Source organism: Marinomonas sargassi (genome assembly GCF_025716875.1).
GTDB lineage: Bacteria > Pseudomonadota > Gammaproteobacteria > Pseudomonadales > Marinomonadaceae > Marinomonas > Marinomonas sargassi.
On the sequence record NZ_JAOVZB010000004.1, the window covers coordinates 117,770 to 144,233 of the forward strand.

Consider the following 26,464-nt stretch of genomic DNA (forward strand, 5'->3'; position numbering starts at 1 on the left):
CCTCTGTTTGCCTTATTTCAGACAAACTATTCAGCGTCTTCTTCTAGCTGATCAGGGGAAGGGACACGAATAGTACGAGAAGGTACTACAGTCGAAATGGCGTGTTTGTAAACCATCTGACTAACCGTGTTTTTTAATAGAATAACAAACTGATCGAATGACTCGATTTGGCCCTGTAATTTAATTCCATTTACAAGAAAGATTGATACTGGCACTCTTTCTTTACGTAGAATATTTAGGTAAGGGTCTTGTAATGATTGCCCTTTTGACATTTGGATCTCCTTAAATGAGTGCAATATATAAATTAAACATTGATAAAACAATACTGTAGATACTACACCATAATTTTATTGATTTCTTCTTATATAATTCTGCTTTCAATATAATTCAAGGTTTCAGTAGTAAGATTATTCGATAAACTATCAAAAACCCTCAAATCTTCCCAGCCACGAAGCCAAGTTAATTGCCTCTTAGCTAATTGGCGTGAAGCAACAATGCCTTTAAAAATAGCATCATCCAATACATCTTCACCAGCCAAGTATTGCCATAATTGACGATAACCGACACAGCGTATAGATGGCATCTCGATTGTTAAGTCTCCACGCTGATACAAGGCATCCACTTCAGCTAAGAAACCTTGCTCCATCATTTGCTTGAACCTTAGTTCAATACGTTCATGCAAAACACTGCGTTCTTTTGGCATCACCGCCATATTTATCATATCAAAAGGTAACGATACTTCACTTTGTTCCGCCCAAAATTGTGTCATCGTTTTGCCTGTCAGGCGATAAACTTCAAGTGCTCGTTGTAAACGCTGGGGGTCATTAGGGTGAATACGGGCCGCAGATTCTGGGTCAACTTTTTTGAGCTCATCATGAAGTGCCTCCCAACCTTTCTCGGAGGCTTCTTGCTCAATCACCAAGCGCACATCAGCATTCGCATTAGGCATTTTCGCTAAGCCCTTTTGCAGAGCATTAAAGTACATCATGGTGCCACCAACCAATAAGGGCGTTTTCCCTTTGGCAACAATCTCTTCAACATGATCTATGGCATCTAAAACAAAGTCAGCAGCAGAATATGACTCGATAGGGTCAATAAGATCGATCAAGCGATGCGGTGCTCTCGACAACAGCTCCGCATCAGGCTTGGCTGTACCTATATCCATACCTTTATAGACCAGAGCGGAATCAACACTGATAATCTCAAAATTATGATTCTCAGCCAGCTCTACCGCTAACCCAGTCTTTCCAGATGCGGTAGGCCCCATTAAGCAAACAACTTGCGGTTTTGTCATGTTATCGCCCTCTCAGGAAGAGTTTATCTAAATCAGACATACTTAAATGCGCCCACGTAGGACGACCGTGATTGCACTGTCCACTGCGCTCAGTTACTTCCATATCACGTAGCAAGCTGTTCATTTCTGCTATTGTCAATTTTCGGTTTGCCCGAACAGCACCATGGCAGGCCATGGAAGCCATCAATTCGTTAGCGCGAGACTCCATCAAATCAGAAACACCATTGGTGGACAAGTCACTGATCACATCTCGGACGAGACTTTCAACATCACCTCGAATAAGAATAACAGGAACTTCTCGAACCATGACACTTTCTAAGCCGGTTCTTTCCACACGGAAACCAAACGAGCCAAATACTTGGCCATTTTCTTCGACTAAATCCGCCTCACTTTGAGAAACCGAGATATTAATTGGCACCAGCAAAGGCTGAGAAGCGATATTCTTTTGGTAGAAAGCAGTCTTCATTCTTTCGTAGACGATGCGTTCATGGGCAGCATGCATATCTACCAAAATCAGCCCTTGCTCACTCTCAGAGAGAATATATACGCCATGTATTTGTGCGACAGCAAAACCCATTGGTGGTACTGCTTGATAACCAGACTCCTGCACAGAAGAAGGTGAAAAAGGTGCACTCTCCCCTTCTAACGAAGCGACTCTAACCTCACCTGTTTCAGGGTCAACCTGCTCCATGCTAGAGGTATATTGCTGAGCATAATCAGACATTCGCCCCACACCGTCTAACTGCCCGCGCACATCAGAGGTAGCAAGACTATTATTAGGAGCAGAAGCCCTCATCCAATCCATAGATGACGCGTTACTTCGATTCGCCAAAGGTAAAGGCGACTGCTCGGTAATAGCAGGGTCATTAGCGTTGGTATCTTGCAAGCCCGTAGGCGCGGAGTCCGACTCGGGTCTAACATCGGCAATGGCTTTATGTATACGACTAAAAAGGAAGTCATGGACCAAACGGCCATCACGAAAGCGCACTTCGTGTTTAGTAGGATGCACATTGACATCTACCGTGGCAGGATCAAGCTCTAAATACAAAACAAAAACAGGATGGCGGCCATTATACAGAACATCCCGATAAGCTTGACGAACCGCATGGGCCACCAGCTTGTCTTTGACCACTCGACCATTTACAAAGAAGTACTGTAAATCTGCTTGAGAGCGAGAAAAGGTAGGTAAGCCAATCCAGCCCCACAATCGCAAGCCTGCCGCTTCAACATCCAGCGTCAAAGCATTTTCAATAAACTTCTTACCCAGTAAGGTAGCCAGTCTGTGCTCGGCATGTAATTGATCCGTTACCGGACGTAAATCATAAACTTGCTTACCATTGTGACTTAGGCGAAAACCTGTTTCATATCGACTTAGCGCTAGCCGTTTAACCACCTCTTCTAAATGGTTAAATTCGGTTTTTTCAGTACGAAGGAATTTACGACGCGCAGGCGTATTGAAGAATAAGTCACGTACATCAATAGTTGTACCTTGAGGATGCGACGCAGGGCGCACAGCCGCTGCCATATCCTTGCCCTCTGCTTCTGCACGCCAAGCCTCTGTTTCGCCTTCCGCCTGAGAAGTAAGATGTAAACGTGACACAGAACTAATACTGGCCAATGCCTCACCACGGAAACCTAAGGTATTTACAGCTTCGAGATCATCTAAGGTGACAATTTTACTGGTAGCGTGGCGGCTAAGCGCCAGAGAAAGGTCATCCTTCATAATACCTGTGCCGTTATCGCGAATTTTAATTCGCCTAACACCACCTTGCTCAACGTCAACATCAAGCTGCGAAGCACCCGCATCAAGGCTATTTTCAAGTAATTCTTTAACCACAGAAGCAGGTCGCTCAACCACCTCTCCTGCCGCTATCTGGTTGGCTAAACGCGGAGATAAAAGATTAATTCTTTTCATGAACGGCCTTTGAAAAAGTGTAATACAAGACTAGGTAAGAAGTGGCTTCCACGGGTTACCCTGCAGGAATAACCAATTTTTGCCCTATTCTGATGTTGTTGTTTTTGAGGTTATTTGCTGACCGTAATACATCTAAAGACACACGATTAGCGCGGGCAATCTCAGACAAAGTATCGCCTCGCTTTACCGCATAAACAGAATCTGTTTTTTTCCTCTGATTCCAAGCCAGCAAAGTCCCATCCGGTGCATTATTTGTGAAATATTCAATAACACCTGAAGCGATAGAGGATGCCAACTTCACTCGATAGGTTCGACTCGCCAAGTTTTTTGCTTCCGTACTATTAGAGACGAAACCTGTTTCAATAAGAATGGATGGTATGTCTGGGGACTTCAAGACGACAAAACCTGCCTGCTGCACTTCATTTTTATGCAACACTGCCACCTTCTTCATTTTACCCAACACACTATCACCAATATTCAAGCTCATCTGAATGGTAGAGTTCATTGACATATCCAACAAAACTTCAGCTAACAGCTGATCCTTATCATCCAAGGATATTCCGCCAACCAATTCTGAAGAACTCTCTTGTTGAGCTAACCAACGCCCCATTTCAGAGCTTTTACCACTTAAAGATAACGCCCAAACCGAGGCACCACGAGCACTCGACTTTGTAAAAGCATCCGCATGAACCGAAATCATTAGATCCGCATTGGCTTCACGTGCGACTTTAGAGCGCTCACGCAATGGTAGATACTTATCTGTGGAGCGAGTCATGACCGCTTTGAAGCCATCAACAGCATTGATTCTTTTCGCCAGCTCTTTACCGATTGAAAGTACTATATCTTTCTCACGAACCTTATGTTTCCCCAAAGCCCCGGGGTCTTTACCACCATGACCGGGGTCAATGGCAACAACAATATCGCGCTTTTCTTTTGACAAGGTTTCTAAGCTTTTCACTACGGTGACCGCTTTAGGTGCACCATACTCCAACTCAATCAAAATTCGCGGCCCATAGGTAGCATTCGCGGCCAATACCGTACTCTTCGCCTTAACTTTGCGAGTCATATCAAAAACAAAACGAGTAGCCTTGGTTTGTTTTGCAGAGCGCACTCGTATCAATACATCAGAAGATAGTTTAGAAAGATTAGAGGCAGCATTCCCACTAAGCTCAGCATTAGTAATATCAAGGACAATTCGATCAGGGTTAGACAAAGGGAAAAGGCGATGTTCAGAAATATCAGAAAGCTCAAATACCAAGCGTGTCATACCCTGCTGCTGAGCAACACGTACGTCACGAACTTCTACCGCAGAGGCTGCAAAAGAGGCAAATAGCCAAAAGGCATTAACAATAAAAAAGAAATATTTATAAAATTTAGTATGCATATCAAAAAGCTAGCTAATGTATCCTTTCCACTATAACGGCTGAGCCGAGGTATAACAATCTTCCTGACAGTAAAGAGTTCTATACAAAATTTAAATAACTAGCCCTTTAAAGAACTTAGCGCTGCTTTACCTTTCTCCGTCTTTGCGGAGAAAACGACATGACGACCATCTTTGATGAAACTTAACGACACAATCAAGTCCGCCTCAGGCAAAACACCACGCCCCATTTCAGCCCACTCAATAAAGCATAAACTGGTTTCAGAGAAGTAATCTCGAACTCCCATATACTCAAGCTCTTCAGGGTCAGACAAGCGGTACAGATCAAAGTGGTATGCCTCAAAGCCCGACACATCATAAGGCTCCACCAAGGTATAGGTAGGACTTTTTACCGCACCTTCGTGACCAAGACCTCTTAGTACACCTCTTACTAAGGTGGTTTTGCCCATACCAAGATCGCCTTCTAGGTACACAACCGCTCCTTCTTTTAGTGAAGAAGAAAAAGCAGCGCCCAACTTTTCCATTGCATCTTCACCAAACACATTCATTTCTATTTGCATTAACAGCTACTTCCTAATCTTTATATTACTGCGCACAAAAAATATCGCTCAATTCTATTACAGGGGACGTTGTAAACAAACCTTGATAACGTAGAATATTTTCGTTTATGTATGCCCATACACTCAACACAGCCAGAAACACTCAAAGGACATCTTCATGGACTGGATTTTTATTTCACTCATCGCCTTGGCTGTTTTCATCACTGGCATATCTAAAGGCGGTTTTTCTGGCGCATTTGGCATTTTAGCCGTTCCGATCATCTCCCTTCATACATCACCCGTAGTTGCCACCGCTATCATGCTCCCCATTTTATGCATCATGGATATTTTTACGGTACAAAAGTTCTGGAAAAAGTGGAGCACTGAGCATTTAAGAAGATGCATCCCAGCCGCGTTAGCAGGAATAATTATTGGAGGACTGACTGCATCTTGGATTTCTGCTGACTGGATTAAAGTTTTGGTTGGCCTTATCGCCATTGGTTTCACAATCAATACATGGTCTAAAAGCTTTAAGAAAAGCTCAAATAAACCACTTCCCTATCTTGTTGGGAAACTGTGGTGCACGCTCGGAGGTTTTACAAGTTTCATCGCCCATGCTGGCGGACCACCAATGAATGTCTATTTACTAAGGTGCAATTTAGAGAAAACTCAATACGTTGCAACGTCGGCCGTTATTTTTTCCGCCATTAACTACGCAAAAATAATTCCTTATGGATTATTAGGACAACTCAAAGTATCTAACATTCTCCTATCCCTATGCTTTATTCCGGTTGCTTACTTAGGAGTACAAATGGGAGCTTGGCTTCACTACCGCCTCCCCTCCGAGCAATTCTTTAAATTTATGTATATTTTTCTATTTATCACTGGCACTAAATTAGTCTGGGATGGAGTTTCGACTATTTTAGGGCAGTGAAAACAATCAATGGATATTAAATACGGTTGAGCGATAATGCTGCAACTCACCAATAGACTCTAATATGTCATCTAACGCTAAATGCGCCCCAGACTTTTTAAAACCCTCCAACGCCTCTGGCTTCCAACGCTTGGCAAGCTCTTTAATCGTACTCACATCGATGTAGCGATAATGGAAGAAGGTTTCTAGTTTAGGCATATAGCGGTACAAGAAACGACGGTCTTGCCCAACGCTATTACCACAAATTGGTGATGCGCCAGCAGGTACATATTGAGCAAGAAACTCTATCGTTGCTTGCTCTGCTTGCTCCATCGTTATAGATGAATTCAAGACACGCTCAGTTAATCCTGATGCACCATGGTGCTCTGTACACCATTCGTCCATTGCATCCATTACTGATTTTTCTTGATAAATCGCAAGATTAGGACCTTTCGCCAAAATATTGAGATCTTTGTCTGTAACAACCGTCGCGATTTCAATAATGGTCTCTTTTTCAGGGTCTAACCCTGTCATTTCTAAATCAATCCAGACCAAATTGTCTTTATTAAAGCTCATATACCCTAAGTCCTTTATTATCAATGCCAAGCATTATACTCTATGCCACTTACTTTAGAACTAGACGAAGCGAATGTCGAAGCGAAAACTAACTAAACAGCAAACTTGGCGAATCGAGCGTATTCAAAAAGAACGTGTAGAACGCACCCAGAAACGCGCAGATGCCGCCGAAGAGCTTCTTCAGTCTTCTGACCTTGGCCCTGAAACAGAAGGCATTATACTTTCCCACTTTGGTACACAAGTGGAGGTAGAAGGCACTCAAGATCCATTCAAAGGACTTTCGACACGCTGTAATTTACGCGCCAATTTAGGACAACTTGTCACCGGCGATAAGGTCATTTGGCGCCCAAAGCAAAATGAAGGTGGAGTGGTTGTTGCGACAACACCACGTAACACATCCCTTTCCCGCCCAGACATGCACGGTCGACTCAAACCCATCGCTGCCAATATTGATCACATTGTTATCGTTATCGCCGCAGAACCCGTTGCTCATGCAAACTTAATTGATCGCTATTTAGTAGCAGCGGAAACCGTTGGTATCCCCCCTGTTATTCTATTAAATAAATGCGACCTTCTTAATGACACCAACCGCCCAGAGTTAGAAGCGCTTCTTAAAACCTACGAAGGCCTCGATTATAAAATCATTCGCACCTCCACAAAAGATCAAGAAGGCATGGAAGCTCTGTATGACTTTTTACAGGATAAAACCAGTGTCTTTGTTGGGCAATCTGGTGTAGGTAAATCATCATTGATTGGCACCCTACTGCCTGATATTGATATCAGCGTCGGTGCCCTTTCTCAAAAGCGTAAAAAAGGCGTTCATACCACCACAACAGCTAGATTGTTTCATATGCCAAAAGGCGGTGACCTTATTGACTCCCCCGGCATACGTGAATTTGGCTTATGGCACATAAGTGAAGATGAACTACTAAATGGATTTATTGAATTCCGGCCACACCTAGGACTATGCCGCTTCCGTGATTGCATCCATGAAAAAGAACCAGGCTGTGCAATTCTAGAAGCATTAGAGAAAGAGGAGATTTCAGAGCATAGATTCCAAAGTTTCTTGAGAATCAAGCAGTCGATACGAGACAATAACGCTTTCTAGCTAAAACAAAGGTTGGCTAGGCGACTGCGACAATATGCAGTACCATAGACAACACAAATTGGAAGCCCAACCGCTTTAAAATAAATGGAGCGGCTTTGAGTAATAAGCACCAATATCGGATCAGCACTTTAAACGGAAACAGGCCGAGCCAATAATGCCAACAGACGCGAAGAAAAAGTCACCTTTTGGTTTAAGTGAGTGGCTAGACTTTCTAAAAAGTAAAAAATTTCCTGTTAAAGATACGAACTTAGCTCGACTAAAATCCCACTACTCCAAAGAGAACAGCTCTCTTGCTAACATGCATGAAGAGCTCTCATCTGATCCTCTTTTAGCTTTTGCCATTATCAACCAAGCCAACAAGTTTAAGAAAAATGACAACAGCGAAATAGGCAACCCTGTCCACGCCGCCGCCATGCTAGGCTCAAACAGCATGCAGAAAATGCTTTCTCGCTTCTCACCTGTCGATATTCATAGCAACAAACCCAATCTAAAAGCCTTTCTGCGTGAAGTAGAAATCAGCTTTGAATCTGCCACCCTTGCGAAAAACTGGACCCTCAAAAAACTGCCGGGGCACGAAGAGAGTATTTTTTGGGTAACACTGTTTAAAGACGCGGTAAGATGGCTACTTTGGTTTTACGCCTACCCTCTTATGAGAGCGGTGAGCATGAGAATAACAAAAGGTGAAAAGTCAGGTCAGGCCGAGCTCAACATATTGGGCTGTCGCATCGATGAGCTAACCATTAGGTTATTCACCCACTGGAAAACCTCTTCTCGCTTAATCGATCCATTCTTAGCTAAAAATTTACCTAGCACTAAAGACACCCAAGCATTAGCTAAACTCGCACACATTACTAATGAATTGCCTGATTTTACCGAAGACAAAAAGCTGATTATCCTTATCAACAGCCCTTTAATCTACTCAACCTTTGCCAGTAAGGTCGTACGTGAAGCCCATAAGAGGGGCTGGGATTCAAAACAGCTATTCTTCTTTTATCGAGTTATGGCAGCCATTACACGCAAATATATAAGCGAAGTAATCGAGTCGACTCACACGTCCTGCATAGAAACAGCAAAAAGGTACGATTTTGGCGGTCACTTTTTGCTCGCCAAACAACTACTAGAACCCAACTTATACAAGGGCACAGCACCTAAAAAGCCAGCATCTTTAACACCTGTAGCAAAACTAAAAAAAGCATTAGGCAAAAACAATAATTACGACACGAAATACAAGGCTAGCCTTGCTTTAAAAACTATAAAACAAGCTATTCCCCATGCAAATCATTGCATTATTTTCAAACACACTAAAGATCGTATCGCGCCTCTTTTACAATCAGGTTATGATACGGTTGAAATGAAGAAAATTAGGTGGAATACCCCACCCTCAAGTGTGTTCAAAAAATTGTTAAGTAAACAATCAGCCATACACTTATTCGGTGAAAAACTTACAAGCATAAGCAAGAAGCTGCCTGAAAAATCAGACGCTTTACTTGGCAAAAACAGCCATTTAATACTCTCATCAGTACAAATTTCAGCAACAGATATGGCTATTTTTTGGCTGGAAACGCAAGAGAAGTTCGATGAAAACGACTTCAAAACACTTAAGCAAATTGTCAGCCTAACGGCCCAAAACAAAAGCTAACTAGAAATCAAAAGAGCAGGATAGATTAAAGTGACTAAAGACCAAATTTTTGCCTTTGCGCAGCACATCACCCCTCAAAAAGCCCTATCTCGCTTCGTAGGAAGAATTGCAGAGTGCGAAAATAACTGGATCAAAAACACCTTCATTAGTCAGTTTGTTAAAAAATATCAAGTCGATATGTCTCAAGCTATTGAAAGCGACCCTTTAGCTTATCGCAATTTTAATGATTTCTTTACGAGAGCCATTCGACCAGAGCTACGCCCAATAACGGAAGAAGAAAACGGCATTGCCTGCCCTGCCGATGGCGCTATCAGCCAACTAGGCAAAATCGAGCACGGTACCATTCTACAAGCAAAAGGTCACCACTATAGCCTTACCAGTTTACTAGGCGGCGATGCTTCTCTTTCAGACCAATTCCTTGGCGGGTCATTTGCTACTGTCTATTTGTCTCCCAAGGATTACCACAGGGTACACATGCCATTAACTGGCAAGTTAACCAAAATGATTCATGTCCCAGGAAAGCTTTTCTCTGTGAACAAAGTCACTACGGAACAAATTCCAAATGTATTCGCCCGCAATGAACGCACAGTGTGTTTATTTGATACCGAAGCAGGCCCTATGGCCGTTATTTTAGTTGGCGCCATGATTGTAGCCAGCATAGAAACCGTATGGGCAGGCCAAGTAACGCCTTTCAACAAGAATGTGGTTACTTGGGATTATCAGCAGCTGAATAATATTGAGATCAAAAAAGGCGAAGAAATGGGTCGCTTTAAACTGGGCTCAACAGCTATTGTTCTTTTCGGAAAAGACGCTGTTCAATGGGAAGAGTCTCTTGCTGCTGAGACTCCGACCCAAATGGGCATGACATTTGGTAAAGTAACCAAATAATCCATTCAGCCACACCATAAAAAAGCCTGCATTTTGCAGGCTTTTTTTGTAAGCGTTTATTATTTCCCTAGATTAGACATTTCTTGATTTGAGAGAATTATCGCTCAGATAGAATGGCAGGAATAATATCTCGACTGACCATAGCATGTAGTAAATCCCGATAACCTGTTCGCCCAGAAGGTAAGTTTTCTTGCGATGTAATAGCAATGGTCAGCTCAAGTTCAGGAAAAACATAAATCATCTGACCACCATAACCCCAACCATAGTAGCCCTGCACACCAGCAAAAGGCTGCATAAACCAACCATAACCATATTGCCCCCTATGAAAACGAGATTGGGTTCTTGGGGTCCAGCTCTCCTCTATCCACTTCTCTGATATAAGGCGCTGCCCTGCTTCTGTTACACCTCCTCGGCGATATAGTTCCCCTAAAGCCAACAAGGAAGATGGGGTCATACCCACTTGATTTCCGCCCATTGGAATGCTCTGAGGGTCAGTCTCCCAACTTTGCACTGCTATTCCCGAGCCTTTTAACCAGCGATTAGCTAATTGATATGTTGATTGCCCAGTTTGCTCCATAATAATTGCGGACAATATATGGGTATTTCCAGTGGAGTACTGCATCTTACCACCGACCTCATCTACAAAAGGCCAAGAAAGCGCTGTTTTCACCCAATTATCACTGGTTACCCAACGACCATAGTTACGACCCGATGTGCGCTCCAAGCCTGCCTGCATAGAGAGTAAATGACTGATAGTAATTTGCTTTAACCTAGGGTCAGGGTTATTGGGAAACTGATCCGCTAATAGTGATATCACTGGTTGATTAACACTATCTATATCACCGCGCTCTATAGCCATACCAACTAGCAAAGACATCAAGGACTTTGACGCCGACTTTATATTAGTCACAGCGTTCAAGTTGGCCTTGTTGTAGGCTTTTTTCCAGACCAACTCCCCTTTATAAGCAATCTGTACCGTCTTAATGTTAGAAAAACCACTCACTGTTTTATCCATTTCACTAAAGTCCAACGCTTTAGCTGACATACTCATGGATAACAAACCAAACAGCAGACTCAACAACAAACCATTAGAACGCATAAAAACTTTCCTCATGTAAGCACAAGATACTTATTACTGGGCGAAACACCATCTTAGGACGAGGCCTCTAAAGCAAAAAGGCCCACTTAATAGCGGGCCTTTACATACAAGCAAGCAGAGTGAATTAAGGTAATTCGTCTTCCAGCTCTTCTTTCGGCTCTGGTACCAAATCTTCTCTTTTCACATCCAGAGCAAGCAATAAGTTCGCCGCTACGAATACGGAAGAGTATGTACCAATGATCACACCAACCAATAACGCCATAGAGAAGTTATGAATCGCTTCCCCACCTGCAAAGAACAACACCATCAATACAAATATTGTTGTCAAAGAGGTAATTAACGTACGACCTAAAGTTTGGTTAATAGAAACATTCACCAAATCCACAGGTTCGATTTCACGCATGATACGGAAGTTTTCACGAATTCGATCACATACAACGATAGTGTCATTCAATGAATAACCAACTACAGCCAATAAAGCCGCCAATACGGTTAAATCAAATTCGACTTCAAACAACGAGAAGAAGCCTAAGGTGATGATCACGTCATGAGCCAAGGCCGCGACAGACGCCAGCGAGAATTTAAACTGGAAACGAACTGCAACGTAAAGCATCACGATCAACAAGGCTAATAGCATGCCTAAGCCGCCCTGCTCTCGAAGCTCTTCGCCCACTTGCGCACCAACAAACTCAGAACGCTGCAAAGAAACCGCGGTTTCTCCTTCGTTCTGCAAGGTTGCTATCACCTCGTCACCCAATGTCGCTGTGTATGAGTTAGCCATACGAACCACAACATCGGTAGGCGAACCAAAATTCTGCACAACCACATCATCGTAGCCATTCTCGGCTAATAAGGTGCGTATATCATCTAGTTGAGGCGCTTCTTCATAAGCCACTTCAACCAAGGTACCGCCGGTAAAATCCAAGCCGAACTGTAGGCCTTTCACCGCCAATGAACCAATCGATGCAAGGATAAGCAATAGCGAAAATGCAGCAATCATTTTACGCAATGCCATAAATGGAATATTTGTCACTTTCATGGCGCTCTCCTAAATACGTAGTTTCTTATTGTTTCGACCGCCATACACAAGGTTAACTTGTGCACGCGTTACTACAATGGCAGTAAACATCGACGTTAAAATACCCAAAGACAGAGTCACAGCAAAACCTTTAACAGGCCCTGTACCTACAGCGAAGAGGATAACCGCAACCAGCAAAGTTGTGATATTGGCATCAAAAATCGTTGTAAAAGCACGGTTAAAGCCAGAATGTATCGCTTGCTGACTTTGAGCACCGCTTGCTAACTCTTCTTTAATCCTAGAGAAGATAAGCACGTTGGCATCCACCGCCATACCCATGGTCAAAACAATACCTGCAATACCCGGTAAAGTAAGCGTGGCAGACAATAGAGACATAAAGGCCATCAAAAGAATAATATTCAAGGCCAAGGATATATTGGCAAAAATACCGAATACCTTGTAGTAAACCAGCATGAACAACATCACAACCAGCAATCCAATCTGCGCAGAAATCACACCAAGCTTGATATTTTCCGCACCTAAACTTGGACCAATGGTACGCTCTTCAACGAAGTACATAGGCGCAGCTAATGCACCAGCACGAAGTAGCAAGGCCAGCTCAGATGATTCTCGAGGACTGTCCAAACCTGTAATACGGAAAGAGTTACCAAGAGTCGTTTGAATCGTTGCTAGAGAGATAATGCTTTTTTCACTGTAACTACGACGAACTTCTTCTAATTCACCTTCAGCGTTTTTCACAAAGCGGCTACGAGACTTATGCTCAATGAAAACCACTGCCATACTACGACCAACCGCAGAACGAGTGACTTTCGCCATCTGCTTACCACCTAGAGAATCTAGGTTGATATTTACCTGAGGCTGCCCGTTCTCATCAAATGAAGCACTGGCATCGGAAACATTTTCACCTGTTACAATTAAATCTTGCTCCAAACGAGCTGTACGACCACTACCATCACGGAAGGTTAGGGTTTCTATGTTAGCTGCATTCTCTTCTAATCCAGCTTCTAAGCGGAATTCAAGGTTAGCTGTCGCACCAATAATACGCTTGGCTGCTGCCGTGTCCTGTACACCCGGTAATTCAACCACAATGCGGTTACTACCTTGACGCTGTACCAAGGGCTCAGCAACACCTAACTCATTTACACGATTACGTAACGTCGTTAAGTTCTGTTCTAAAGCGTAGGCTTCTATGCTTTTACTTTCTGCTTCTGAGAAGCTGATATCAAGGAAGAAGCTATTACCCTCTTCACGCGCACCGTAACGGAAGTCTGGAAAACCATCTTTCAGTAAGTTTTCAGCTAGAGCCAAGTCCTCATCTTTAAGGAAGCGAATAGACAAGATGCTGTTTTCAACCGACACACTGCGGTAACGAATTCGTTCCTTGCGTAATGCCGTTTTCATTTCGCTTGAGCTAACTTCTAAACGTTGCTTAATCGCTGATGGTGTATCCACTTCCAATAAGAAATGTACGCCACCACGAAGGTCAAGACCCAACTTAGCAGGGCCAGCACCAATAGCAGATAACCATTCAGGTGTTGTAGGAACAAGGTTCAATGCCGATACAAAGTCTTCCCCTAGTGCCGCGGCTACTACAGGCTTGGCAGATAACTGGTCCTCACCGCTATAAAAACGCAAGGTACCACCAGCAGAGGTTAATTCTGCTTGTTTTAAATCTATATTGGCTTTTTCAAGCGCATCTTTGGCTGTTTGCAATGCTCTTTCATCAACAACCGATGTTGCTTTTTGAGTAGAGATTTGAAGTGCAGGGTCATCTGGATAAAGGTTTGGGTAGGCATAAACTAGCCCCAAAGCCAAAACAAGCATTATTAGCAAATACTTCCACAAGGGGTACTTGTTAAGCATAAGAATCCTTTAGATCTTAAAATTAAATGGATCAATAAAAGAAGAAAAGCGCCTTCTCTACGAGAGGCGCTTCTCAAGAAAACATTAAATAGACTTTAATGTTCCTTTTGGTAAGACAGCAGCAACAGAAGATTTTTGGAATTTCATTTCAACACCTTCTGCAACTTCTAGAGCAACGTAGTTATCATCAACTTTAACTACTTTACCCAAAACACCACCACCTGTTACCACTTCAGTACCTTTCTCCAAAGAAGCAAGCAAGTTTTTATGTTCTTTCGCACGTTTTGCCTGTGGGCGCCACATAAGGAAGTAAAAAATAACAACGAAACCAGCTAGCAAAACTAGGTTAAAAATACCTGTTTCAGCTGGCGCGCCACCTTCAGCAAAAGCTGGTGAGATCAATGCGATCATGAGGTTAACTCTCCAATGGTTTATGAAACTTTTCGCGCACTTCGTAACGAAGTGCATATTTTTTGTTTATTATTCACTCAATGCAGGCGTTTCTAAGCCACGCTTTGCATAAAACTCATCAACAAAGGCGTCAAATCTACCTTCATCTAACGCCAGACGCAATCCCGCCATGAGTGTTTGGTAGTAACGCAAGTTATGAATGGTGTTTAATTGTGCTCCCACCATCTCTTGGCATTTATCTAAGTGATATAGATAAGCCCGAGAAAAGTTTTTACAAGTGTAACAATCACATTCTTTATCTAATGGGCCGGTATCATCACGATATTTTGCATTTCGGATACGAACTACGCCTTCAGAGGTGAACAAATGACCATTACGAGCGTTACGGGTTGGCATAACACAATCGAACATATCTACGCCACGACGAACACCTTCTACTAGGTCTTCTGGTTTACCTACACCCATCAAATAACGAGGTTTATCTTCCGGCATCTTAGGTGTGACATGGTCAAGCACCTTCATCATTTCTTCTTTTGGCTCACCAACAGACAAACCACCAATGGCGTAGCCATCAAAGCCTATGTCGGTTAAACCTTCTAAAGATTCATCACGCAGGTTTTCGTACATGCTGCCTTGAATAATGCCAAACAAAGCAGATGGGCTATCACCATGCTCATCTTTAGAGCGTTGCGCCCAACGCAAACTCATGCGCATTGATTTAGCAGCTACATCTTCTTCTGCAGGGTATGGCGTACATTCATCAAATATCATCACGATATCTGAACCTAAATCGCGCTGCACTTGCATAGAAATTTCAGGGCTCAAGAAAACTTTAGAGCCATTGATTGGCGAGCGAAAGCTCACACCCTCTTCTGTGATCTTTCTAAGCTCTCCTAGGGAAAAGACTTGAAAGCCACCAGAGTCCGTTAGAATTGGTTTTTTCCACTGGGTAAAATCGTGTAGATCACCGTGAGCTTTAATCACTTCCGTACCCGGACGCAACCAAAGGTGAAAGGTGTTACCTAAGATGATATCGGCACCAATTTCTTCGATATCTTTGGTTAACATACCTTTTACTGTGCCGTAAGTGCCCACTGGCATAAAAGCTGGGGTCTCAACTTTACCGCGAGGGAAAGTTAGTGTCGCTCGGCGCGCTTTCCCTGACGTGGTATGAAGGTCAAAATCCATAAAACATTCTGGACGTTTATCAGACATTCGTCTTATTCCTCACCTTGCGGGCCTTTCGCCATCGCATTTCGTGTAATAAACATGGCATCGCCATAACTGAAAAATCGATACTGGTTTTCCACGGCCTCTTTGTAGGCGGCCATCACCTGATCATAGCCAGCAAAGGCGCTGATCAACATAATCAAAGTAGATTCTGGTAAGTGGAAATTGGTTACCAAAGCATCGACAGTTTTAAATTCATATCCCGGGTAAATAAAGATGCTGGTATCGCCTTGCATAGTAGCAATCTCACCAGACTGGCTCGCAGACTCAAGACTACGGACACTGGTAGTCCCCACTGCAATAACACGACCACCTTTCGCTTTAGTGGCTTTAACTTGCGCCACTACACTTTCTTCTACCTCCACATACTCAGCGTGCATAATGTGGTCTTCCACATTTTCCACCTTCATAGGCTGGAAGGTACCAGCGCCCACATGCAAAGTAACAAAAGCGACGTCTACGCCTTTCGCTTTAATTTTTTCTAAAAGCGCATCATCAAAGTGTAAGCCTGCTGTAGGTGCTGCAACGGCCCCTGGCTTCTCACTGTATACCGTTTGGTAGCGCTCTTGGTCACTCTCTTCATCAGGCCTTTCTATATAAGGCGGTAAAGGCATGTGCCCCACTCGTGTTAAAACATCGAGCACCGACTCACTAAAGCTCAAATGAAACAACGCACCTGAGCGACCTATCATGCTGACTTCTATTTGTTCATCTTGATCCACTCCCAAGAAAAGCTTACTGCCTTCCTTAGGGGACTTGCTGGCACGAACATGGGCAAGTGCCTCATTACCACCATCAAGAATTCGCTCTATCAGTATTTCAACTTTGCCACCAGAGTCTTTTTGACCAAATACACGAGCAGGTATTACTCGAGTGTTGTTAAACACCATTAGGTCGCCTGCTTGGACTAAGTCCAGCACATCAGGAAATTGCTTATGAGCCAAATGACCACTAGGGCCATCAAGGTGCAATAACCGACTCGCCGTTCTATCTGGCGTCGGGTAATGCGCAATTAATGAATCGGGCAAGTCAAAGTGATAATCTGAAACACGCATGAAAAGAAAACTACCTAAAAAAATCGACCCAGCATTTTATCGAAAAACCACTGAAAAAGGTACTTCTAAGAGACGGCATATTAAAAAGATAAAAAAATTAAATTAAGGCGTTGACATCCATACGATTTCCCATAGAATACGCATCACCTTTTTCAAGGCCAGTGTGGTGGAATTGGTAGACACGACGGATTCAAAATCCGTTGCCGAAAGGCGTGGCGGTTCGAGTCCGCCTACTGGTACCAACATAAAAAGCCCTGATCATCGATCAGGGCTTTTTTTTCGTTCCTTGAATGTCGTTTGAGGAAAATGACTCAAAACAAAAACCATTTAGGAACTCACACAATGAACCGTCGCAAAAAGATCAAAAGCATTCTTACTAAAAAGAACAAACAAGCCAATTTAAAAGCTAACCCCAAAAAAGCTAAGCCAAAATATATATCTAAAGCTGAACGCGAAAAAATGGAAGCGGCTGAACCCAGTGAGCTAGAATCGACTCCATTGTTATCAGATGAAACAACAGATCAATAAAGCTAACCCCATAGCCACTGATAACATATATATTTCACTAAGGTGATATGGCGATTAGGCTTATGACCTTTTCTGCCTACTTTTCTATTATCCCCTTCTACCCTGTCTAATTCTTTTAGCAACCAGCTACGCACTTTTTCAACACATCATTCTTAACCTAAAAAGAATACATGCACCCTAACGGGACATTAACGCCCTATCTTTTCGACAGCCACAGCTCTATCAAACCCAATGTAATTACCTTAAATATTGATTTAATTATATTTTTCAACACATATGAAACAAATAAATCAACTGGTACAATATATGCAACAAATGTTTCATGGGTATCAACTTTGATCACACCGCGCACCAAGGCACATAAAACCTTAAGGAGTTCATATATGAGCGAACAAGCTAATTCATTGGTTTATCAACTAGATGATGTACCACCACCAGCCAAGTCACTGCTAGCAGCGACACAACATGTATTGGCTTCCATTGTAGGCATTGCAACCCCGTCGTTGATAGTAGGCGGTGCACTGGGGTTAGGTGGTTATATCCCCTACCTAATTGCCATGGCCTTCTTCGTTTCAGGTATTGCCACCTTCATCCAATGTAAGAAAATCGGCCCTATTGGGTCTGGTATGCTAAGCGTACAAGGCACTAGCTTTGCCTTTTTAGGTGCCGTCATCACGGCAGGCTTTGCTGTTAAAGGTAAAGGTGGCACACCAGAGGACATTCTTTCTATGATCTTTGGCTTGTGCTTAGCAGGTTCATTGATCGAAATACTATTATCCCAGTACTTAGATAAATTAAAACGCATCATCACACCAACGGTAACAGGCATTGTTATTACCGTTATCGGTTTAAGCTTAACAAGGGCAGGATTTACGGATTTTGCGGGTGGCGCACGCGCAGGTGACAGCTTAGGTGAGCCAGTATTTCTATTGCTAGGTTTTTTTGTGGTTACTGTTATTTTGATAATGACCTTTATTGGTAACCCTACCCTAAGAATTTCAGCCATTATGATTGGTCTAATCTCAGGTACCGTTTTGGCAAGCTTTTTTGGTTTAGTAAATACGGCACCACTTAGCAGTGCTAGCTTGTTTGCAATGCCTCTGCCTTTTAAATTCGGCCTCGATTTTGATTTTACACTCTTCCTTCCAATTGCTTTTTTATACCTAGTCACAGCCATTGAAACATCTGGTGATTTAACAGCCAACTCTGTTATTTCAGGTCAACCAGTATCGGGAGACACCTACTTAAAACGCATTAAAGGCGGTGTATTAGGAGACGGGGTTAACTCAGCCATTGCTGCAGTATTTAATACTTTTCCTAACACGACTTTTTCTCAGAATAACGGTGTGATTCAAATGACGGGAGTCGCGAGCCGTCATGTGGGCATGTGGGTCGGCGGCCTTTTATTCATAATGGGCTTATTCCCTATTATTGGATCCGCTTTTCTTATTATCCCTAAACCTGTATTGGGTGGTGCAACGCTAGTGCTTTTTGCAACCATAGCGGTAACCGGCATTCGCATTCTTGCCTCTCAAGAAATGAGCTTACGTACCATTTACATCATTGCTGTTTCGTTAGGTTTAGCTTTAGGTGTCACTCTAGTGCCAAACGCAACTCAACATTTACCGGCACTTGTGAAACAAGTCTTCTCTGGGCCAATTACAGTGGCCGGCCTTACTGCCATTGTATTAACGCTAGTTATCCCGGAAGAAAAGAAGCAAAAAACCTAGAGGTTATACTATTAAAGACCAATAAAAAGCCCTGATAAATCAGGGCTTTTTATATATCTAATTTTAATTGAAGAATATGCTTCAACTGAAGAAACTAAAGCCTTTGTGAATAAGAAAATACTAAACCTATTAATCTGCTCTCTTCTAGCTAGTTGCTATACTCATAATCAGATAACCCTGGAGCAATTTTTCGACTATCTACATCATAAAGAGAGTGGTGATTCCTTAACCACAGCTGATACTCATAACCTTCTAAAGAATGATCTTCTGTACAATCCACTGACCAGCTGTGCAACCAATAGCCAGCAACAACCGCTCTCACACTAATACTAAAGAACCCTTCTTCCATATTGAAATCATGCTCCACTGTCTCCGGGTATTTAACATTTCTTCTATTGGGGTGTGGCACTAGCTCAAGGTTTACAATTCTATTCCATTGATGGTCTTTTAATATTGCGGCATTTGCATCTGTATTTTTGATAGATACTTTTGCATTTTCAATTCTAGTTAGTGCATAGCTACGAAACTCGTTGTGTTTGGGGTCAAAAGCCCTCATATACCAATGAACACCATTATCGAATAGCGCATGAGGAATTAAAACTTTATCAGACGCGCCATTCTTGATTGACCAATAAGTAGTAATTAAAGTTGAGCCAGATGATATGGCTCTAGTTATGTTTGAAAGCACATTCACATCAGGAAGTGTTAAACGTGGAGGGCATAATACCCCATCTGATTCGGCCAACCCCAATGCTTCACATATTTTCGAATTCCTCAGTTTTGACAAAGCTGTCTGTGCTCGCATATCAAATAGTGGTGAAAATGATAATTCATTCAAAATATACCTTTTAGTACTGGGCTCCAGAGTCATATTATCTTCAGCATAGTCTTTATATAACCTAATATCTCTAGTTGCCGCCGCCTCTCCTAACTTAAATCGTTCAGTTAAGTCAGCTCTGGAAAACCACCCCCTAAATCTCAACATAAACTCTATATATTCAAGGCGATCATGTACATTCTTAGATAGCTCACTTAACTCTTTCATCAACCACTCCCAACACACGCACTTTAAAGCTAATACATTTTATTGTTTTGATTTAAGTATCACATAATAGAATCAACAAAGACAAATAAAATAATCAAAAAAAAACCTTGATGTAATCAAAATGATCATATAACCTAATCACTGATCAAAAATCAAACAGTTGAATTTTCAATAACAAAACATTTAATGTGATCTTGTTGTAAATCGAGTGATATCTAACAGCATTTCGCTATAAAAGATCATTCATAAGCTTGAGCAATAGTGATTTTTGGATAAAGAGAAATACCGTTTTTGGTACGTTTATTAACGTAAAAACTAATGGTAAACCTTCATTTAGAGGGTGCTTTTACTCTTGTCTATAAATGAACATATTAATCAATGAGAGGTTTTAAAAAATGAAAAGTGTAATTGCTCAAAATACTTCAGAAGTTGAAGTAGTTAAAAATTTATTATCAAAAAATGTACCAACATATCGCCAAGCATATAGCGATAGAACATCATGGCTTATGGCTTGTTTTTCTGAATTAGCCTACTTAAGGTTCAACCCTCTATTTACCAACAATCAGCAGAAAGAGCTGATAGCCAAATATATAGAGGAGTTTACTAAAAAGGCTAAGAAACCTAGCCTTATAAAGTTGTTGGATGTTGTTGGCTATGATCATGAGGCTGAAAAGGAAAAATTAATAGCAGAGCTTGGTTCTTTGAATGCACAGCTAATCGAAACATTCGACTCTAATGGCACACAGGCCATTTTAATATCGACAGATAAATTTATTACTTTGGCATTTAGAGGTACTGAAGCAACCAGCATTAAAGACATAAAGTCTGATGCTAAAGCAACAACAACTAAATGCGCTAGTGGTGGCAACATACATAGCGGCTTTAAAGGCGCATTTGAAGAAGTTGCAATTGAAATTCAAAGGACTCTTGATCGGGAAGAATTTAAAAATAAACCACTATTTATCACAGGCCACAGCTTAGGTGGCGCGTTAGCAACAATAGCAGCTAAGAAATTAAAGCATGTTGGTGGGATTGCAGCGTGTTACACATATGGCTCTCCTAGAGTTGGGGATGAAAAATGGATATCTAATATTAAGACTCCCCTATATCGTGTAGTAAATGCTGCAGATTGCGTAACAATGATGCCTCCTGGCTCAGATACAATTTCTGCACTAAGTTGGTTGTTAGGTCTTATTCCACGAGTTGGTAAAAATATTCGAAGCTTTCTTTTATCTAAATTTGGTGGGTACCTGCATGGAGGTAACATGCGCTATCTCACAAATTGTACTGGTGGTAATTATGACGCTGTTAGCTTGCTATATTCTGTGAGTTTCTTTTATCGAATAAAAATGCTTTATGTTAAAGCGCTACCTTGGAGTAAACCGTTAGCAGACCATTCCATTAGCCTTTATCGAAGAAAATTAGCCATTGTTGCAATAAATAGAAACTAAAAGAGGGAATTTAAAAATGCGTTATTACATTATAGTTGCTCTTTCCTTATTAGTATTATCAGGCTGTGCAAGCATCCCCCCTGAAGCACCTAATTTATCAAGTGAGTTAGGCAAAAGAATATCAGCTTTAGAGAATGCAAATATCACCTTACTAAATCGATACTTCGATCAAAAAAGAACTGAAGTGGATCGATTTATTCAAGAAGTATGGCTTCCTGAATTTGCAAATGCTTTTTTCCAGAAGCCCTTCATAGCCGATGCGTGGAATACAATTGTTTCTGAAAACGATAAAAAACAACGATTAATGTTCTTAATGAAGGCTGGGCCAGAATTACAAAAAGCGGTAAATAAAAAGCGAACAGAATTAATTAAACCACTTGACGAATTAGAAAAGCAAATTGCACGTAATATCCAAGTTGAATATGAACAAGCAAGAGGAATAAATAATAGCATTACCAGCTTTTTACGTTCAGCTGCAGAAGTTGCCGAAAACCGGAGTAGATACTTAGAAATGGTTGGAGCCACAGATGATAAAATTTCAACACTCATTGATAACACAGATAGTGCAGTATCAGACCTATTAGAAGCTGGATACACAGCAGATGATAAAGTTGATTCAGCCAAAAAATTCGCACAAAAAGTAAAAGACATTCAAAAATCAATCAAATAGGAGGCTTATTATGCCTATCGACTGGGAAAAATTTGACCAAGGTGTAGAACAAGCTATTAGTGAATCTGTTAAGGTCACCGACTCTAAACTAGCATCACAAATATCCTCTGTTACTCGATTAACAGATGATGAAATAAATGAGCTATTTCCTGAACCAGCGGATCTGAAAAAATTAGCTGAACTATTAAAAATTGTTAAATCTGCAGAAAGCAAAAATGACAAAGTCAACTCCATAGCTAAAAAATCAGAAGAGTTTTCCAGTGTTGTACTCACTCTACTGAATAAACTAACTTAAATAACGAAAAAATTTACGGAATTATAGAAGCTCTATTTGGTGAATATATAGTGTGTTTCCATAAAGCTAGATAGCTAAATGGAAACACATTACTATGAAGTTTCCCCGTAATATTATCAGTAGAAAACTAAATTTTTCCTATCCTTTCTTACACCATACCGCCCATTCATTGCCACACGGGTCTAAGAAGTGAAAACGGCTACCACCGGGAAACTCAAATATTTCTTGTTCAATATGGCCACCAGCGGCTTTGACTTTAGGAATAAGTGACGCCAAATCATCATGGTATAAAACCACCAGCGCCGCACCATTTTGAGGACGAGAGCAAAAATCAGCTTGAAAGAAACCACCGTCTAAACCTGCGTTTTCAAAAGCCGTATAGCCTTCACCATAATCTTGAAAGCCCCAGCCAAACACCTTGCTAAAGAAAGCCTTGTTGAGAGACAAATCACGGGCAGGTAATTCAACATAGTTAATTTTATTTGATTCCACTGTAAGCACTCCTTCTCTCTTTTCACTTTAAGAACAACAGTATTAAGAAATAACTACTAAAACCACACTGGCAATGATCATAGCACCCCCTACCCATTGCTGCTTACTGATACTCTCAGCGAATCGGCGTTTTGAATAATATAGTGTGCCCAATATTTCAACTTGCCCTAAGGTTTTAACCAAAGCAGGGTTAACTAAAGCAAAGCTGGTAAACCAAGCAATTGAGCCAAGGGAACTAAAGCCCCCTACCTTCATGCTTAACGACAAACTATGGCGAAAAGGCGCGCAAATGTCTCGGCTTTTTACAATCTGAATAGCGCATAAAATAATGGATTGAATAACCAATACACACCATAAGGTCACCCCTGCACTCGTGATAATAGAACCTGACAAGCTGTGGCTCGCCATAGAAGCCGTTACCGTTGCGACAGCAAAGCAAAAACCACTGGCCATACCTAAAAGTAGAGAAGTGTCTTTATGAAAAGACGATATATTCTTCCATTTCACGCTCATGACAAGTGCACCTATTACCCCTAACACAACACCTAACCAAGCCGTAAGACTCAAAGTGTAGTGAAGAAAGAACAAACCAATTACCGCTGCTTGAACGGCTTCCGTCTTAGCTAGCAAGACCCCCAAGGCAAAGCTCCCAGATTGAAAAACCCGCAGCATAAAATAGGTGGCAAATATTTGTGCAACAGCACACACCAACACGATTGGCCAAAATGCGCTATCTAGCTCAAGGGATACCCACCCAAACAAAAAATAGCACAGCACTAAATACACAGAAACTAACGGTAACCCATAGAGAGAGCGAGCCATGGTGGCATGAAGAAAACCCGCTTCTTTAGCCAGTGTGTTTTGATACGCGGTTCGAACTGACTGGCACCCTGCGGCAAACAAGGTGATAAGAATCCACATGCAAAAACCTCTATCTACTAATGAATAGCGACAGCATGGTGGGATAAGAGCTATTTGTAAAAGGAATAAAATTAATCTTTCAAATTCCCTACAGGAATACTTAATAATGAGATCAAAATCCGCTCAGGTGCGCTCTAATTTTTTCTAGCCAAAACCCTAGTGGTTCACAAGGCTTTTCAGGGCGCTTGCCAGAATCATCAATATTACGCAGCGCAACAATGTCGTCTAAATGAGGGTGTTGCTGGTAAAGAGCAACCTCTTCATCTGACATTGGACCACCTTGCATCTTCAATGTTTCTTGGCTGGCATGTGATAAGGAATCCATATAGCCCGGCTTTGTAACGACCAAATAGCGCTTGACTTGCACATGCTCTCGCACCAAGTACACCACCTTTTCTGAAAAGCCAAACCTTTGTAAATAGTCTGCTCCTACCAAATCATGGGCAGCATAACCATATTGAATACCTTCAAACAGACCTGAGTCTTCTGCAATCAAGTGACCAATATCATGCAAAAAAGCCGCTATCGCCACCTCATCGTCACACCCGTTTTCAAAAGCTAAAGCTCCTGACTGGGAAGCGTGTTGAAACTGTGTGCAGACCTCACCATAGGATTGCTCACCATAGGAAAGATAAAGGCGTTCAATTTCTGCTAACACACCATTGCTAGAAAGTTGCGACATGAGATACCCAGTAGTTTAAAAATGAATCACCACAGACTATATCAATAACGCTTTACAATTTTATGTATTTTTAATTTCAATCTGCCCTAGCCACATAAAAACCATAAGTATCACTATATATTTATATAAACATAATTATGATACTTTAAGAGCAAAAATAAAGACTCCTCTTTCCTAAAATGAAGCTGTTCTAATTAATTAACCAAAAGAACAAGCAACTATTTTTAGGAGACATTTTATGAAAATGAACACATTACTCAGCCTCGCGATTGGTATCACTCTCTCAACCAGCAGCAGTGCCTTTGAGTTAACCAGTACAGATATTACTGAAGGCCAAAAAATGGCTAAGACGTTTGAGTTTTCAGGCTTTGGTTGTGAAGGTGATAACCTTTCGCCGCAGTTGTCTTGGGACAATGCTCCAGAAGGAACCAAAAGCTTTGCTGTGACAGCTTATGACCCTGACGCGCCAACTGGCAGCGGTTGGTGGCACTGGTTAGGATTTAACATACCAGTGGAAACAAGTTCACTTAAACGCGGCCAAGATATGGCAAGGTTAGGCGCTGTCGAATTGACCTCGGACTATGGCAGCATAGGGTTTGGAGGTGCTTGCCCACCTAAAGGACATGGTATGCATCGCTACCAATTCACAGTATGGGCACTGCCAGTGGATAAACTTGAACTGGATAATTCGGTATCGGCAGCCATCCTAGGTTACACACTAAACAGCATGGCAATAGGTAAAGCTCAGCTTACCGCAACCTATAACCGTTAACTCTAAATCTAGATAGTAAGTAGGATACTAGGGGAAAGTATGAAACAGGCAATTTCTGTCAGCTATATATATGGTGTAAAAAACCAGAGGTTAAGGAATGTTACTGTTCACTCCCCTAGTCTTTTTTGGGTTCAATCTGGCAAGAAATCACTTTTTTGGCAGGACTCAGATATTCTATTTGATTCAAGCAATGTGCTGCTTACCCAAGCGCAACAACAGCTCTCTTTTGAAAACAAACCCACACGAGCAACGTTTTCCACCTATCAATTTAGCTTTTTTATATCACCGCCGAAAAGCATGCTTGAGCTAAGTGAGCATATCGGCTCCGCAACCTACCAACCAGACTATGCGGCGCCCCAAAGAGTATTAGACACTCTCAAACTATTTACACAAATCGCTTGGCAAGAGCTCAGTAAAGACGTCCAAAAACTATGGCTATTTGGTTTGTATCAACAGCTCGCAGAAGAAGGAAGATTGCACCATATTTTTACTGACTACCAGCAATCTTTTAGTCAGAAAGTGAGCCAGTTTTTAGCCCATACTCCTGATCACGACCATCAACTCAACATAGTTGCAGAACACTTCTCAATGAGCAGAGCGACCTTCATTCGCCACTTAAAGAAAGAGCATACCCAGTTTAAAACACTATTAGCGCAGGTTCGTATGAATCACGCTTTATCCTTGATGCAGAAGGGTTATCGCAAGCAAACAGATATTGCCTTACGATGCGGTTACCAATCTTCCGTCAGATTCAGCCAACGCTTCCAACAGCAATTTGGTCTCAACCCGAAGCAATACCTAAAAACCCTAACTCCTAGCTAAATAAAGCTATGTTAGCTGAAATAAAAAAACGCCTATTTTTTAGGGAAATAGGCGTTTTGCTTCCTACATAAAACATGCAGAGTAACTAAAAAAGAAGCACGATTAG

The 26,464-nt window shown here is 41.9% G+C and carries 27 protein-coding genes and 1 tRNA gene; 12 read left to right on the plus strand and 16 right to left on the minus strand.

What is annotated here, in order from left to right:
• Nucleotides 1-26: 26 nt before the first annotated feature.
• The 5 genes from hfq to tsaE form a co-directional block, all read right to left on the minus strand.
• Nucleotides 27-272 (minus strand): RNA chaperone Hfq, encoded by a 246-nt coding sequence (gene hfq, locus OFY17_RS09450; protein ID WP_263530482.1) that lies wholly within the window; start codon nucleotides 270-272, stop codon nucleotides 27-29.
• A gap of 89 nt (nucleotides 273-361) precedes the next feature.
• The gene (miaA, locus tag OFY17_RS09455) at nucleotides 362-1,294 is read right to left on the minus strand and encodes a tRNA (adenosine(37)-N6)-dimethylallyltransferase MiaA (protein WP_263530483.1); all 933 of its coding nucleotides are present in this window, start codon (nucleotides 1,292-1,294) and stop codon (nucleotides 362-364) included.
• Nucleotide 1,295: 1 nt separating this feature from the next.
• Nucleotides 1,296-3,209: a DNA mismatch repair endonuclease MutL gene (gene mutL, locus OFY17_RS09460; protein WP_263530484.1), complete on the minus strand. Its 1,914-nt coding sequence runs from the start codon at nucleotides 3,207-3,209 to the stop codon at nucleotides 1,296-1,298.
• 55 nt (nucleotides 3,210-3,264) lie between these two features.
• Entirely contained in the window at nucleotides 3,265-4,593 is a 1,329-nt protein-coding gene (locus OFY17_RS09465; RefSeq protein ID WP_263530485.1) for an N-acetylmuramoyl-L-alanine amidase, read from the minus strand.
• Between the two features lie 98 nt (nucleotides 4,594-4,691).
• The gene (gene tsaE / locus OFY17_RS09470) at nucleotides 4,692-5,150 is read right to left on the minus strand and encodes a tRNA (adenosine(37)-N6)-threonylcarbamoyltransferase complex ATPase subunit type 1 TsaE (RefSeq protein ID WP_263530486.1); all 459 of its coding nucleotides are present in this window, start codon (nucleotides 5,148-5,150) and stop codon (nucleotides 4,692-4,694) included.
• Between the two features lie 157 nt (nucleotides 5,151-5,307).
• Here tsaE and OFY17_RS09475 point away from each other — a divergent pair, with 157 nt between their 5' ends.
• Nucleotides 5,308-6,063 (plus strand): sulfite exporter TauE/SafE family protein, encoded by a 756-nt coding sequence (locus OFY17_RS09475; RefSeq protein WP_263530487.1) that lies wholly within the window; start codon nucleotides 5,308-5,310, stop codon nucleotides 6,061-6,063.
• Between the two features lie 6 nt (nucleotides 6,064-6,069).
• Here OFY17_RS09475 and orn read toward each other — a convergent pair whose 3' ends face one another.
• Nucleotides 6,070-6,618, minus strand: coding sequence for an oligoribonuclease (gene orn, locus OFY17_RS09480; protein ID WP_263530488.1), 549 nt, complete (start codon nucleotides 6,616-6,618; stop codon nucleotides 6,070-6,072).
• Between the two features lie 73 nt (nucleotides 6,619-6,691).
• On the opposite strand from orn, the gene rsgA reads away from it, so the two are divergent.
• The 3 genes from rsgA to asd all read left to right on the plus strand — a co-directional run bounded on the left by rsgA (nucleotide 6,692) and on the right by asd (nucleotide 10,253).
• On the plus strand, nucleotides 6,692-7,726 hold the full coding sequence (rsgA, locus tag OFY17_RS09485; protein WP_263530489.1) for a small ribosomal subunit biogenesis GTPase RsgA: 1,035 nt from the start codon (nucleotides 6,692-6,694) through the stop codon (nucleotides 7,724-7,726).
• Between the two features lie 154 nt (nucleotides 7,727-7,880).
• Nucleotides 7,881-9,365 carry an HDOD domain-containing protein gene (locus OFY17_RS09490; RefSeq protein ID WP_263530490.1) on the plus strand — a complete coding sequence of 495 codons (1,485 nt, stop codon included), beginning with the start codon at nucleotides 7,881-7,883 and terminating at the stop codon, nucleotides 9,363-9,365.
• Between the two features lie 30 nt (nucleotides 9,366-9,395).
• Complete coding sequence (gene asd / locus OFY17_RS09495; RefSeq protein ID WP_263530491.1) at nucleotides 9,396-10,253, plus strand: archaetidylserine decarboxylase; 858 nt, start codon at nucleotides 9,396-9,398, stop codon at nucleotides 10,251-10,253.
• Between the two features lie 97 nt (nucleotides 10,254-10,350).
• Here the strand turns inward: asd and OFY17_RS09500 are convergent, their stop codons facing one another.
• From OFY17_RS09500 to queA, 6 genes are all read right to left on the minus strand, one after another.
• Nucleotides 10,351-11,352 carry a serine hydrolase domain-containing protein gene (locus OFY17_RS09500; protein ID WP_263530492.1) on the minus strand — a complete coding sequence of 334 codons (1,002 nt, stop codon included), beginning with the start codon at nucleotides 11,350-11,352 and terminating at the stop codon, nucleotides 10,351-10,353.
• Nucleotides 11,353-11,476: 124 nt separating this feature from the next.
• Nucleotides 11,477-12,391 (minus strand): protein translocase subunit SecF, encoded by a 915-nt coding sequence (gene secF / locus OFY17_RS09505; RefSeq protein WP_263530493.1) that lies wholly within the window; start codon nucleotides 12,389-12,391, stop codon nucleotides 11,477-11,479.
• Between the two features lie 9 nt (nucleotides 12,392-12,400).
• Nucleotides 12,401-14,254 (minus strand): protein translocase subunit SecD, encoded by a 1,854-nt coding sequence (gene secD / locus OFY17_RS09510; RefSeq protein WP_263530494.1) that lies wholly within the window; start codon nucleotides 14,252-14,254, stop codon nucleotides 12,401-12,403.
• Between the two features lie 84 nt (nucleotides 14,255-14,338).
• Nucleotides 14,339-14,665: a preprotein translocase subunit YajC gene (gene yajC, locus OFY17_RS09515; RefSeq protein ID WP_263530495.1), complete on the minus strand. Its 327-nt coding sequence runs from the start codon at nucleotides 14,663-14,665 to the stop codon at nucleotides 14,339-14,341.
• 69 nt (nucleotides 14,666-14,734) lie between these two features.
• Nucleotides 14,735-15,853 (minus strand): tRNA guanosine(34) transglycosylase Tgt, encoded by a 1,119-nt coding sequence (tgt, locus tag OFY17_RS09520; RefSeq protein WP_456085670.1) that lies wholly within the window; start codon nucleotides 15,851-15,853, stop codon nucleotides 14,735-14,737.
• 32 nt (nucleotides 15,854-15,885) lie between these two features.
• The gene (gene queA / locus OFY17_RS09525; RefSeq protein ID WP_263530497.1) at nucleotides 15,886-16,950 is read right to left on the minus strand and encodes a tRNA preQ1(34) S-adenosylmethionine ribosyltransferase-isomerase QueA; all 1,065 of its coding nucleotides are present in this window, start codon (nucleotides 16,948-16,950) and stop codon (nucleotides 15,886-15,888) included.
• Nucleotides 16,951-17,107: 157 nt separating this feature from the next.
• Between queA and OFY17_RS09530 the strand changes: the two genes are divergently transcribed.
• The 3 genes from OFY17_RS09530 (at nucleotide 17,108) to OFY17_RS09540 (ending at nucleotide 19,208) form a co-directional block, all read left to right on the plus strand.
• Nucleotides 17,108-17,192 (plus strand) — tRNA-Leu (locus OFY17_RS09530).
• 100 nt (nucleotides 17,193-17,292) lie between these two features.
• On the plus strand, nucleotides 17,293-17,478 hold the full coding sequence (locus OFY17_RS09535) for a DUF2986 domain-containing protein (RefSeq protein ID WP_263530498.1): 186 nt from the start codon (nucleotides 17,293-17,295) through the stop codon (nucleotides 17,476-17,478).
• Nucleotides 17,479-17,861: 383 nt separating this feature from the next.
• Nucleotides 17,862-19,208, plus strand: a complete 1,347-nt coding sequence (locus OFY17_RS09540) for a uracil-xanthine permease family protein (protein WP_263530499.1) — start codon at nucleotides 17,862-17,864, stop codon at nucleotides 19,206-19,208.
• A gap of 148 nt (nucleotides 19,209-19,356) precedes the next feature.
• On the opposite strand, the gene OFY17_RS09545 is transcribed toward OFY17_RS09540, so the two are convergent.
• A complete protein-coding gene (locus OFY17_RS09545; RefSeq protein WP_263530500.1) occupies nucleotides 19,357-20,253 on the minus strand; it encodes a helix-turn-helix transcriptional regulator in 897 nt (298 codons plus the stop codon).
• A gap of 395 nt (nucleotides 20,254-20,648) precedes the next feature.
• Between OFY17_RS09545 and OFY17_RS09550 the strand changes: the two genes are divergently transcribed.
• Genes OFY17_RS09550 through OFY17_RS09560 form a run of 3 tightly spaced genes read left to right on the plus strand, consistent with a single transcriptional unit; the run spans nucleotide 20,649 to nucleotide 22,669 of the window.
• Nucleotides 20,649-21,704, plus strand: a complete 1,056-nt coding sequence (locus tag OFY17_RS09550) for a lipase family protein (protein WP_263530501.1) — start codon at nucleotides 20,649-20,651, stop codon at nucleotides 21,702-21,704.
• 16 nt (nucleotides 21,705-21,720) lie between these two features.
• Nucleotides 21,721-22,374, plus strand: a complete 654-nt coding sequence (locus OFY17_RS09555; protein WP_263530502.1) for a putative periplasmic lipoprotein — start codon at nucleotides 21,721-21,723, stop codon at nucleotides 22,372-22,374.
• 10 nt (nucleotides 22,375-22,384) lie between these two features.
• Nucleotides 22,385-22,669: a hypothetical protein gene (locus tag OFY17_RS09560; RefSeq protein ID WP_263530503.1), complete on the plus strand. Its 285-nt coding sequence runs from the start codon at nucleotides 22,385-22,387 to the stop codon at nucleotides 22,667-22,669.
• Nucleotides 22,670-22,807: 138 nt separating this feature from the next.
• Here OFY17_RS09560 and OFY17_RS09565 read toward each other — a convergent pair whose 3' ends face one another.
• The 3 genes from OFY17_RS09565 to OFY17_RS09575 form a co-directional block, all read right to left on the minus strand.
• The gene (locus OFY17_RS09565; RefSeq protein ID WP_263530504.1) at nucleotides 22,808-23,161 is read right to left on the minus strand and encodes a VOC family protein; all 354 of its coding nucleotides are present in this window, start codon (nucleotides 23,159-23,161) and stop codon (nucleotides 22,808-22,810) included.
• Between the two features lie 42 nt (nucleotides 23,162-23,203).
• Complete coding sequence (locus tag OFY17_RS09570) at nucleotides 23,204-24,082, minus strand: EamA family transporter (RefSeq protein ID WP_263530505.1); 879 nt, start codon at nucleotides 24,080-24,082, stop codon at nucleotides 23,204-23,206.
• A 112-nt stretch (nucleotides 24,083-24,194) separates the two neighbouring features.
• The gene (locus tag OFY17_RS09575; RefSeq protein WP_263530506.1) at nucleotides 24,195-24,764 is read right to left on the minus strand and encodes an HD domain-containing protein; all 570 of its coding nucleotides are present in this window, start codon (nucleotides 24,762-24,764) and stop codon (nucleotides 24,195-24,197) included.
• 238 nt (nucleotides 24,765-25,002) lie between these two features.
• On the opposite strand from OFY17_RS09575, the gene OFY17_RS09580 reads away from it, so the two are divergent.
• Both OFY17_RS09580 and OFY17_RS09585 read left to right on the plus strand, forming a co-directional pair.
• Nucleotides 25,003-25,536: a YbhB/YbcL family Raf kinase inhibitor-like protein gene (locus tag OFY17_RS09580; protein WP_263530507.1), complete on the plus strand. Its 534-nt coding sequence runs from the start codon at nucleotides 25,003-25,005 to the stop codon at nucleotides 25,534-25,536.
• A 39-nt stretch (nucleotides 25,537-25,575) separates the two neighbouring features.
• Nucleotides 25,576-26,358: an AraC family transcriptional regulator gene (locus OFY17_RS09585; RefSeq protein ID WP_263530508.1), complete on the plus strand. Its 783-nt coding sequence runs from the start codon at nucleotides 25,576-25,578 to the stop codon at nucleotides 26,356-26,358.
• The last annotated feature ends 106 nt before the right edge of the window (nucleotides 26,359-26,464 follow it).

What these genes read in the sequence shown, in the direction of transcription:
- OFY17_RS09475 (WP_263530487.1), top strand. Translation starts at nt 5,308, where the DNA reads ATGGACTGGATTTTTATTTCACTCATCGCCTTGGCTGTTTTCATCACT.
- OFY17_RS09570 (WP_263530505.1), bottom strand. Translation starts at nt 24,082, where the DNA reads ATGTGGATTCTTATCACCTTGTTTGCCGCAGGGTGCCAGTCAGTTCGA.
- OFY17_RS09555 (WP_263530502.1), top strand. Translation starts at nt 21,721, where the DNA reads ATGCGTTATTACATTATAGTTGCTCTTTCCTTATTAGTATTATCAGGC.
- OFY17_RS09490 (WP_263530490.1), top strand. Translation starts at nt 7,881, where the DNA reads ATGCCAACAGACGCGAAGAAAAAGTCACCTTTTGGTTTAAGTGAGTGG.
- OFY17_RS09580 (WP_263530507.1), top strand. Translation starts at nt 25,003, where the DNA reads ATGAAAATGAACACATTACTCAGCCTCGCGATTGGTATCACTCTCTCA.
- OFY17_RS09545 (WP_263530500.1), bottom strand. Translation starts at nt 20,253, where the DNA reads ATGAAAGAGTTAAGTGAGCTATCTAAGAATGTACATGATCGCCTTGAA.
- queA (WP_263530497.1), bottom strand. Translation starts at nt 16,950, where the DNA reads ATGCGTGTTTCAGATTATCACTTTGACTTGCCCGATTCATTAATTGCG.
- tgt (WP_456085670.1), bottom strand. Translation starts at nt 15,853, where the DNA reads ATGGATTTTGACCTTCATACCACGTCAGGGAAAGCGCGCCGAGCGACA.
- OFY17_RS09575 (WP_263530506.1), bottom strand. Translation starts at nt 24,764, where the DNA reads ATGTCGCAACTTTCTAGCAATGGTGTGTTAGCAGAAATTGAACGCCTT.
- rsgA (WP_263530489.1), top strand. Translation starts at nt 6,692, where the DNA reads ATGTCGAAGCGAAAACTAACTAAACAGCAAACTTGGCGAATCGAGCGT.
- OFY17_RS09550 (WP_263530501.1), top strand. Translation starts at nt 20,649, where the DNA reads ATGAAAAGTGTAATTGCTCAAAATACTTCAGAAGTTGAAGTAGTTAAA.
- OFY17_RS09540 (WP_263530499.1), top strand. Translation starts at nt 17,862, where the DNA reads ATGAGCGAACAAGCTAATTCATTGGTTTATCAACTAGATGATGTACCA.
- secF (WP_263530493.1), bottom strand. Translation starts at nt 12,391, where the DNA reads ATGAAAGTGACAAATATTCCATTTATGGCATTGCGTAAAATGATTGCT.
- orn (WP_263530488.1), bottom strand. Translation starts at nt 6,618, where the DNA reads ATGAGCTTTAATAAAGACAATTTGGTCTGGATTGATTTAGAAATGACA.
- miaA (WP_263530483.1), bottom strand. Translation starts at nt 1,294, where the DNA reads ATGACAAAACCGCAAGTTGTTTGCTTAATGGGGCCTACCGCATCTGGA.
- tsaE (WP_263530486.1), bottom strand. Translation starts at nt 5,150, where the DNA reads ATGCAAATAGAAATGAATGTGTTTGGTGAAGATGCAATGGAAAAGTTG.
- OFY17_RS09535 (WP_263530498.1), top strand. Translation starts at nt 17,293, where the DNA reads ATGAACCGTCGCAAAAAGATCAAAAGCATTCTTACTAAAAAGAACAAA.
- secD (WP_263530494.1), bottom strand. Translation starts at nt 14,254, where the DNA reads ATGCTTAACAAGTACCCCTTGTGGAAGTATTTGCTAATAATGCTTGTT.
- OFY17_RS09560 (WP_263530503.1), top strand. Translation starts at nt 22,385, where the DNA reads ATGCCTATCGACTGGGAAAAATTTGACCAAGGTGTAGAACAAGCTATT.
- OFY17_RS09500 (WP_263530492.1), bottom strand. Translation starts at nt 11,352, where the DNA reads ATGCGTTCTAATGGTTTGTTGTTGAGTCTGCTGTTTGGTTTGTTATCC.
- hfq (WP_263530482.1), bottom strand. Translation starts at nt 272, where the DNA reads ATGTCAAAAGGGCAATCATTACAAGACCCTTACCTAAATATTCTACGT.
- OFY17_RS09585 (WP_263530508.1), top strand. Translation starts at nt 25,576, where the DNA reads ATGAAACAGGCAATTTCTGTCAGCTATATATATGGTGTAAAAAACCAG.
- OFY17_RS09465 (WP_263530485.1), bottom strand. Translation starts at nt 4,593, where the DNA reads ATGCATACTAAATTTTATAAATATTTCTTTTTTATTGTTAATGCCTTT.
- yajC (WP_263530495.1), bottom strand. Translation starts at nt 14,665, where the DNA reads ATGATCGCATTGATCTCACCAGCTTTTGCTGAAGGTGGCGCGCCAGCT.
- mutL (WP_263530484.1), bottom strand. Translation starts at nt 3,209, where the DNA reads ATGAAAAGAATTAATCTTTTATCTCCGCGTTTAGCCAACCAGATAGCG.